Here is a 10,161-nt window from a genome sequence, read left to right on the forward strand (position 1 = left end):
CATGGTATTAAGATAGCAATCGCTCAAGCCAATGATTATTAAATATCGTCTGATAAATCCGATTATGAACGTCCATTTTTCCATGGCGTTTTACCACTAATCCAGATAAAAATAACTCAGGTAAATAGGGATTGTTATCAATCTGTATTGCTTCTTGATGTAGGATTTGTCGATACAAGGTTAATAACTGGGGTCGGTTTGGACTTTGAAGAAGGCGATCTTGAATGGTTTTTAAATGTTCGGGTTGATCCTGCATCTCCCAATCTTGAATAATTTTTTCTGCTACTAAGTTGGCCAACCATTGTTCTTCTTGATTAGAGGGGATTGGTTGCTCACTATCCCGCATCAGTTGACAGAGTTTTTGAGTTAAGAAAGGTTGCCCTCCCGTCCAGCTTAAGACTTGTTTGAGCATTGTCTGAAGATTACTGACTTTTTCTGTTAACCCATATAATAAAGGTTGAGCTTCGTGTTCTTTAAAACTTGCTAATTCAATAGCGTTACCAATATTAAAAGGTGTTTTCTGGGGGTCAGTAATTAAAGCTGAAGGTGTGGTAGCACCAAAAAAGGCAAAAGTTAGCTCTTGAAATTGAGGTTGAATCGCTCTCTGGTTATAAAAAGAACGAATTAAAGCAAAAAAGTCAGAGACATCAAATTTTAACCCTAAAATGCTATCAATTTCATCAATAAATATAACAGTCGATTTTCCAGATTGCCGCTGATTAAAATCGTTATTAACTAGAAGAAAATTTTCTATAAATTCTCCTAATCGTTGTACAGGAGGCAGGTCTAATTGTTCACTCCACCAAGCTTTAAAAGTTTTCAATTCTTTGATTAATCCAAAACTGCGGAGCAGATCAACGGCTAATCCTTTATACCATTGTTCGGGGGTAATATTGTCTGTTCCTAGCCGAGTTAAGTCAATTACTGCACATCTAATTCCCTCCTTTTGTAATTGGCTCATCATCCGCACCATTAAGCTAGATTTTCCCATTTGACGTGCATTTAAAACATAGCAAAATAGACCTTGTTTGAGAGCTTTATAAAGATTGCGATCAGCTTGTCGAACCACATAATTCGGTGCATCCATCGGTAAACTGCCCCCCACTTGATAGACAAATTTGGGAGGTTGTTCAGCACTTTTAAGTAGGTCATTTTCAAAGATAAGTTCTGCTTGGGTTGCTTTCAGTACCTCTAAAGTGTTTGTGAGTTCTTTTGTCCGTTCTTCTACTCTTTGTTCTAAGGTTTGATAGAGTCTGGAGTTATCAATAGAGATAGCAGCTTGAGCTGCTAGAATATTTAATAGTTCAACCCTTTCTGAGGTAAATGCGCCTGTTGTTAAATTATTTTCTAAATAAACAATTCCTTTTAATTGACCTTGATTGAGTAAAGGATTACAAAGAATGGATTTAGTTTTTTTAGCAATAATGTAAGAATCGTTGGTAAATTGACCTGATGAAGTGGCATCATTTAAAACGATAGTTTCTTTTGTCCGAGCTACATAGTAAATAATACTGGTGGGTAAGATAGGAATTGAATGATCATGGTCGATAGATTCTATGGGAATCGGCTGTAAGATATTAAGCGTTTCTTGATCAATTGTTCCTTGAGCTTCAATGACCCAATTTCCTTCCTGTTCTAAAATCAGACAACTTTTCTGCGCTCCTGCATTTTCAATGACAATTTTCATTAAATTTGTTAGGAGATTTTCTAGTTTAATTTCTCCAGAAATCGCTTGCCAGGCTTTAAGAATAGTGGTTAAATCAAGAACTGCTCCATCATTACCAGTGGTTGAAATGGTGGTACTCAGTCCTTTAGATTTGTTTTGATTGCTAATGCCTAATAAATATTGAGGGTATTCTTCTTCTAATTGTTTAACTTTGGCCTTTGCACCCCAACGAATGTAACAATGATAAGCATTTCTGAGATATAGTTTACCGATTTCTTCTCTACCTAAAGTAAAATAAAATTCAGAGGCACGTTCATAAGCTAAAGCCTCTTCATGGATAAATTCATATTTCTTTGCTCCTGCTATAGCACTATCATAATATTTCATTGCTGTCAAAGGTTTTCTCAAAACACGAGCTATTTCTGCCTGTATTAAATTGTATTTATGCTGAAAATTCATCGGGGCATGATCCTGCCAACATTTCATCAGTTTCTGATTTTCTTGGACTTGTTTAAGATATTGTTTTTTATTTTTTTGGTCGAGGGATGGATATTGAGCTAGTAATGCCAAAGAATAATAAAAATTATGTTCTGTAAAAATAATTTCTGATTTCACAAAACCTGAATATTCAAGGGCGATCCTAGTGTTTTCTATTGCTTGAGGATAATCTTTAAACAAGTAACAAAGCCAAGCTTTATAAAGATAAATATTAAAGACAGAAATTCGATTGTTAACTTGGAGTAACTGCCTTAAAGACTTTTCCTCGTCGAGCATAGTACCCGTCAAGTTTTTGACGACTGATTCATTTACTAAAATTTCAACAAATTGGGCGCATATTTTGATTAAATTTAAGGGATGTTCTTGCTGATATTGAGCAATAAAATCAATATATTGTTTTTGCTGATTGTGAACGAATTCTAAGTTATTCCCTACAAATAATAAATGATCGCAGTAGAAATTGGCCCCATGGCAAGCAAATTCAAGATCGCCAACTTCCAGAGCCTTTTGTATAGATTTCTTAAGGGGTTCAAGCGTTTGTTTAATATGATGTTTTTTATAGGTTATATTAATAGAAATTGAGACATAAGCTTTCGACCAAAAATCCTTGGCATTTAATTTCTCTAAAACCCGTAAAGATAATTGTCCAAGTTGATAAGCTAAATCAATATCTAACATGAGCCAAGAGACAATAATTCCATAAACAGCATAAGCATAAACGACTGGGGGTGAATTGCCATACTGCTGGGATAGGGTAATCTCAGTATAGAGAATTGGTAATGCTATAGAACTTTCGGCAAAACAAGCAGGAGCATAAATAAGACTAAAAATCTTCATTGCCATCAACTTATTAGGTTCTTTCATCACTCCTAATCTGGCTAATTTTTCAATGTTTAACGCTTGTGGTGGTGATTCCACTAAAGATATGCCTAAAATTTCTAAAGCTTTTTGTCCGTTATTTAGAGCTAAATCTATTGCGCCTCTAGCCAAGTTTATTTTAATCTTTATTTCGTAAAATTTAACTTGTTCTAAAGGACCTCGGACGTGCAGTAAAGCAAAATCACAGAGATTATCAGCCGTTTCTAGATTAGTATTCAGATAGTGAGCTTCTACTAATTCAAGATAAATATTAAAGGTAAGCTCATATTGCTTTTGCCAACTATCTAATAATAAAAGCTGACAAGCAAAATGTAAATAATTGACTGAAGCTTGGTAAGCATTAGCCGATTTAGCTTTCTTTCCCGCCCTTAAATTTAATTGACACAACTGTTCTTTATCTGAGGTATCTTTTAACAAATCAATCCCAAAATTGAGTTGATTAACTATGTCAAATAATTTGTTTTCTTGAGCTTGAGGAGTTGTCTTTTTGAGAAGAAATTGACCAATTTGCAAGTGATTTGCTTTTCGTTCTGATTCGGGAATAAGTGAATAGGCTGCTTGCTGTACTCTATCGTGTAAAAATTTGTATTTAATCTCTACATTTTCTAAATTTAACTGTTGGTATTCTATCTGATCGAACAATAAAGGAAGTTTATAGTCTTCTGACTGAGGTAAAATAAATCCTTGTTGAAGAGCTATCGCTAATTCTTTCGCTGTAGCGGAGATAGATTTTTGTTGAACAAATGCCAATAAATCTAAACTAAAAGAGTTGCCAATACAAGCAGCTAATTTGATTAGTTGTTGCGTTTTTTCAGGAAGTTTACCAATATTTCTAACAATTAATTCCACAACATTATAATCAGTAATACCGACAGATTGTATAGCCTCACTAGACCAAATCCAACGATCTATATTGACTTGATAGGTTATTAAATTTTCACTGTATAAAGTTTTAAGAAACTGAGAGATAAAGAAAGGATTGCCTTGGGTTTTATAAAAAATTAACTCGGCTAAATCTTTAAGCTCATCCCTATTAACCTTACCGTTAAAAGTTTCCTCAATTAATTGTCGAACATTGTCATAAGATAAGGGTTGAATTTCAAGATGATTGATCACTAAATGGGTAGTTTTTAGTTTCTCTAGCATCAAGGTTAAGGGATGAGTTGAACTAACCTCGTTATCTCGATAAGCACCAATAAAAAACAAATATTTGCCTCTTTTATCGGTCACTATAAGTTGCAATAATTTTAGGGATGCCGAATCTATCCATTGTAAATCATCAAGAAAAATTACCAAAGGATGATTAGGAGTACAAAAAACCTTGATGAACTCTTTAAAAACTTGATTAAAACGATTTTCAGCTTCTAGAGAGTTTAATTGAGGAACTTCTGGCTGTTTACCAATGATTAATTCAACTTCAGGAATGACATCGATAATAATTTGAGCATTTGGCGTAATAGCCCTGATAATATGGTCTTTCCAACCTTCAATTTCCCTCTGATTTTCAGTTAATAACTGGCGAATCAATTCTTGAAATGCTTGAATTAGAGCTAGATAAGGAATATTGCGTTTTAACTGCTCAAATTTTCCCCTAATAAAATATCCTCTTGCTTCAACAATTGCTTTTTGAACTTCATTAACAATGGATGTCTTACCAATTCCTGAATAACCAGAGACTAACATTATTTCGATGGCAAATTCAACTTTTTCTACTCCTACTACTTTTGGGTGTGCTACTCGTTTGAATGCTTCTAGTAATCTCACTATTTCTTGACTTCTTCCATAGAGTTTTTGAGGAATCAGCAATTGATTGGGATAATCCCGTTCTCCCAAAGCAAAAATCTTAAGCCGGCTCTGTTTTTCTAGTTGACATAAACAAGTTTCCAAATCAAATTTGAGTCCAGCAGCACTTTGATAACGCTCTTCTGCATTTTTTGCCATTAGTTTTCTAACAATGTTAGAAATCATCGGCGGAACTGAGAATTGTTCTAAAGGAGGAGGTTGTTTCGCAATATGACAATGAACTAACTCCATCAAATCCTGATATCTAAAGGGCAACATTCCTGTGAGCATTTCATAAAAGGTCACTCCCAAAGAATAAAAATCACTGCGATAGTCAATCCTGCGATTCATTCGTCCCGTTTGTTCTGGGGACATATAAGCTAGTGTTCCTTGTAAAAAACGAGGATTGGTAATAGTTTGCCGCTCAAATGTTAGGTTAGAAGCAATGCTAAAATCAGTCAATTTAACCTGTTTTGTTTCTTGGTTGATGAGGATATTACTGGGTTTAATGTCTTTATGAATAATGGGAACTTGGTGAATCTTAATTAAGATGTCTGCTAAGGAGATAGCAATGGTTAAAAACTGAGAAATAGAAAGGTGTTGGGTTGTTAAAAATTCAGCTAAAGATTGACCACCAAAATCTTCGAGAATTAGGGCAAAAACATGACGATAGTTAACCAAACCATAGGATTTAACTACCCCATCATAGTTTAAATTTTGAATAATTTCATGCTCCTGTCTCCAACAGACGATCTCTTCTATGGAGGGATATTCAGCTTTGAGAACTTTGATGATTACGGGCTGTTCTTTCTGACAAGATTTACCCCGATAAACGACGCTTTTAACCCCTTCGTGAATCTTGTGATTAATCTCATAGTTAGGAAGAGCGAACATCGAATCTTTATCTCCTACACTAAATGTCCATTATCTGATGGAAAGAAGGGATATATTTCATCTTCAAAAAGTTTTTGAATATCGGGGGAACTGTCGTTTACCAACTGCTGAAAATCCGATTTGACAGGGATATTGTAACTCACTCGACGGCGACCAATTGTAGGAAGCCAAGCCGTGTGCAAACTATAACCAAAATTTAGATCCTGATGTCTTAGCTTAGTCAAAGGACCTTTGGCCAGATCCCCCCCATCAAAAATCCAAAATTCGCTACTACGAGGGGTAAAAACACTACAAATGATGTAACCCTCTGTAGAATTTTCTTCGCTTGCACGGCGAGGAATGAACTGAGGAGAACCACCAATATATCCCCTAGGAAACTGATAAGAATCGGCAATCTTCAGGAAATCATCTGAGGTATGTAATCGAAACAGGGAAGATGGAACGCCTTGTTTCGCTAAATTCAGTAAATCCTCCGAAGGCGCTGCTCGGTAGGGGGCATCTTTATATAAATCATAGAGAAACTTTGTCATCGTTTCCTGCCAAAGTCCAAAGGAAATCCAATAAATATCATCAAGTCGTTTGGGTTGCCTTCCTGATGATAATCGATCTCGGTAAGCGTATAAACCCGTTCCCCAAGTATAGGGAGATGAGTAGATAACATTTGATTGAATGACTTCTCCTCGGTTTCCATCAATTACATAGCGTCCCAAACGGCTAATATCCATCTCACTGGGTTCCATAGAATAAACCCGCTTGGCGATTGGATGATAGGGTGGGTAAGCCGATAAGTCATATTTACGAATCCACTCAGCCACATCCCAAGAAGCAATGTGAGCAACATGAAGCGTAATCTTTCCATCAGGATTTTCGTAATCAACTAAAAAGTGAGCAGCTGGTAAAGGAATGATGAGTTTTTTAGCGATGACAGTCACTTCCTTGTCAGAATCAATCGGGTACTGTCCTGAGATGAGATCCCTACGACGTACAATATAAATATATGAATCCGGTCGATTCGGGCTTTCGAGTAAGTTTCTGATTAATTCTTCGAGTTGTTTATTCTCTGGTATTGGATTGTTTATTAACTGCTCTAAACCGACAATAAAAGCTGTGTCCATTAAAATCACATAATCTTTGCTGACTCCAATTTGATGGATGGTTTGTTCAATTTTTACTGGTGAACCATCGGGAAGTCTTAACTTCCAACGCTCTAAGTTACCTGTCCCATCCCAGCGAAGCAGATAGACAAAATTCTCAATATCTTCCCCAAGCAAATATTTAATTACATTTATGGCCTGTTGCAAAATACCTTGAGCCCACATAATATTCAACTGAAAAATATTTCGCAACATATTAGCATTATAAAAACCAATGATTGCCCTCATTAATTGGTAAATGTCTTTGGGGAGTTCATCTAATTCAATGGCAAAAGGGAGCCTCTTTAGCAGATTCATAATAGCTCTGCCATAATTTACAGTAAACATTTCACCCGTATTACTATCAAAAGCAGGATGGGCGGTACTCAAAATCGTCTTGAAAGGAAATTGTGGTTTGTTCATTTCGGCCCGCCACTCTTGATTCCAGCCAACAGGTGTAACAACTTCAAGGGTTTCTGTATCTAATTCGTAGGGACGGCCTCCATCATAGGTCACTAATAAACGATCTAGAACATCTTCCTTTCCTGATGGCATAACTAGAAAAGCTGTATTTAGCTCATTACGAAATCCAAGTGCGTAAGAAAAGCGGACAATTCCATGATTGCGAAATCTATACTTTTGGTATTGGCTTTTCAAGAAGGTTGCCTTGTCTGCATAATAATCAGGGGGCTTAGCTAATCGTGTTGTTATCTTTGCTTCACCGGGGCAATCAAAATCGAGTCGGTAAATCATACCGTCGCCATTCAACAATGAGTCGCCATCGGGAAAAGGGGTACCCCCAGAATCAACCGTTCCTACTGGTGCGACCATAAAAAAATGACCCTGCAAGTCTTCTGGTAATTGCCCTTCAATCTCTAAGTTAAGCTCCGTGTGTTCACATCTATTCGCAGTCATGATTGATTCTGGGATCAAGGGACAACCAGAAGGTAAGTTAGAACTATAATTATTGGGGTTTTCAGTCATAATATCTTAATAATCTGAGATTGATAGGGAAAATACTTGGATTAAGTTCAACCTAATCTTATTCTTTATATCGTACTATAAATTTTTGTATTCTTCGTCAAGCTTTCATAACCAATAGGGAAACCAACCGCAGCCCGACTCTAAAAATCCGATTCTTAGCTGAGGATGACGTTCTAAAACCCCCCCTTCAATTAAGGCTAACAGTGCCATCATTTGTTCCATCGGGTGAGAACAAGCATGAAGCGCAAACCGACTATTAAACCGCTCTGCACCAGTGGTGGGTAAGCGGCTATGAGTGCCTTCATGAATTCCTACAGCCATGTCCAAATCCTCGCAGGCCGTCCAAAAGGGTTCATAGGCTCGATCGCTCAAAATTCTACCTTTAACGGGATTAGGGCGCAAAAAAACCGCCTTCCAGCCCAAGTTTGCCATGCGGTGTAGCTCTTTTACCATGTCTTCGGGATCATGTTGATTGACTGCAGCGACTCCTTTGAGTCTGGCCGGGTCATAGCTACAATATTCTTCTAATAACCATCTATTATAGGCACGGACAAAAGCCCCCATCACTTCGGCGGGTAGGCTATCAATGGCAAATAACCACAGTCCATAGGTAGGATAAATAAAAGCCCTATCTACCCCCATTTGTGTCATTGCTTGAACATGGGATTCCGGATTATAGCGATTGAGATAAGCATGGGGATGAGCTTGCCTCATCTGCTTATTCCCTTCTGCTTGTACTTGTGGGGAGATTTTTTGACTAATCGGTTCTCCTTTGATTTTCATGTCAGCAGAAGGAGCAAATTCCCTAAATTTAGGTTCTAGGTATTGTCCCCACATTGCGGGGGGTTCAATGACATGGGAATCAGCATCAATAATTTTGTACCCGTTGAGCATAGAGGGTTTTCGGCAATTTTCTACCTAAATTATATTTGATTGGGAAAAAGCGATCGCTTTTTTTAGGCTTTTTTTTCATCCCCTAAAACTCCATGGATTGATTGGGTTAAACTTGATACAGCACTTTATTAAACTTAACGAATGGAAGCGATTGAATTTAAAATGATTCTTCATCGAAAATTTGGGTCTGAAACCCCGTCGTTCTACGACGGCTTTACTGTTAAATATAAGCATCGTTTACAAAATATATGCTAAAATGTGAGGTATGGAAAAAGCCTATTCGTTTCGATTTTACCCCACACCCGAACAAGAGTCGCTATTGCGGCGCACTCTGGGCTGTGTAAGATTAGTTTACAACAAAGCTCTCCATCTCAGAACACAAGCTTGGTATGAAAGACAAGAAAGAGTAGGATATACTGAAACTTCTTCAATGTTGACCGAGTGGAAAAAACAAGAAGAATTACACTTTCTCAATGAAGTTAGCTGTGTACCTTTACAACAAGGGTTAAGACACCTACAAACAGCTTTCACTAATTTCTTTGCTGGTCGTACTAAGTATCCTAACTTTAAGAAAAAACATCAGGGAGGAAGTGCCGAATTTACCAAATCTGCTTTTAAGTTCAAAGACAAACAAATCTATTTAGCTAAATGCACAGAACCTTTACCTATTCGATGGTCAAGACAAATCCCAGAAAGCTGTGAACCAAGCACAGTAACAGTCAGATTACATCCTTCTGGACGTTGGCATATCTCAATTAGATTTGATGACCCAATGATTAAGCCTTTACAAGTAACAGATAAAGCCATCGGAATTGACTTAGGAATTAGTAGCCTTGTGATTACCAGCGATGGTGACAAAGTATCTAATCCCAAGCATTTTAAGAAACATTATCGGAGACTGCGAAAAGCGCAAAAAAATCTTTCTAGAAAACAGAAAGGGTCAAAAAATCGGGAAAAGGCAAAAATCAAAGTAGCCAGAATTCACGCCCAAATTACTGATAGTAGAAAAGACCATTTACATAAGCTAACCACTCAATTAGTTCGTGAAAACCAAACGATTGTGGTTGAGAATTTAGCCGTCAAGAATATGGTCAAAAACCCCAAGTTATCTCAGGCAATATCTGACGTTAGTTGGGGAGAAATTACCCGACAATTAGCCTATAAATGCCGTTGGTATGGGAGAAATTACATCGAAATAGATAGATGGTTTCCTAGTTCTAAAAGGTGTAGTAATTGCGGGTATATTGCTGAGAAAATGCCGTTAAATGTTCGAGAGTGGGATTGTCCAAGCTGTGGGACTCACCATGACCGAGATATTAACGCTAGTAAAAATATTTTGGCCGCAGGGCTTGCGGTGTCAGTCTGTAGAGCGACCATAAGACCAGAACAGAGTAAATCTGTTAAGGCAGGTGCGAAAAATCCTTCGGGAAA

At 37.2% G+C, this 10,161-nt stretch carries 3 protein-coding genes and 1 pseudogene; 1 reads left to right on the top strand and 3 read right to left on the bottom strand.

The window, feature by feature from the left end; all coding sequences use genetic code 11:
* Window positions 1-7: 7 nt before the first annotated feature.
* The 3 genes and pseudogenes from PN470_RS20440 to PN470_RS20450 form a co-directional block, all read right to left on the bottom strand.
* Complete coding sequence (locus PN470_RS20440) at window positions 8-5,719, bottom strand: AAA family ATPase (protein WP_271937047.1); 5,712 nt, start codon at window positions 5,717-5,719, stop codon at window positions 8-10.
* A gap of 14 nt (window positions 5,720-5,733) precedes the next feature.
* The gene (locus PN470_RS20445) at window positions 5,734-7,836 is read right to left on the bottom strand and encodes a carotenoid oxygenase family protein (protein WP_271937045.1); all 2,103 of its coding nucleotides are present in this window, start codon (window positions 7,834-7,836) and stop codon (window positions 5,734-5,736) included.
* A gap of 108 nt (window positions 7,837-7,944) precedes the next feature.
* Window positions 7,945-8,730 (bottom strand): annotated as a pseudogene (locus PN470_RS20450) (amidohydrolase family protein); the annotation flags it as partial.
* Between the two features lie 265 nt (window positions 8,731-8,995).
* Here PN470_RS20450 and PN470_RS20455 point away from each other — a divergent pair.
* The coding region (locus PN470_RS20455) for an RNA-guided endonuclease InsQ/TnpB family protein (RefSeq protein WP_272105011.1) at window positions 8,996-10,161 on the top strand (1,166 nt) is incomplete at its 3' end.

The organism is Microcystis sp. CS-574 (assembly GCF_028329095.1).
GTDB lineage: Bacteria > Cyanobacteriota > Cyanobacteriia > Cyanobacteriales > Microcystaceae > Microcystis > Microcystis ichthyoblabe_A.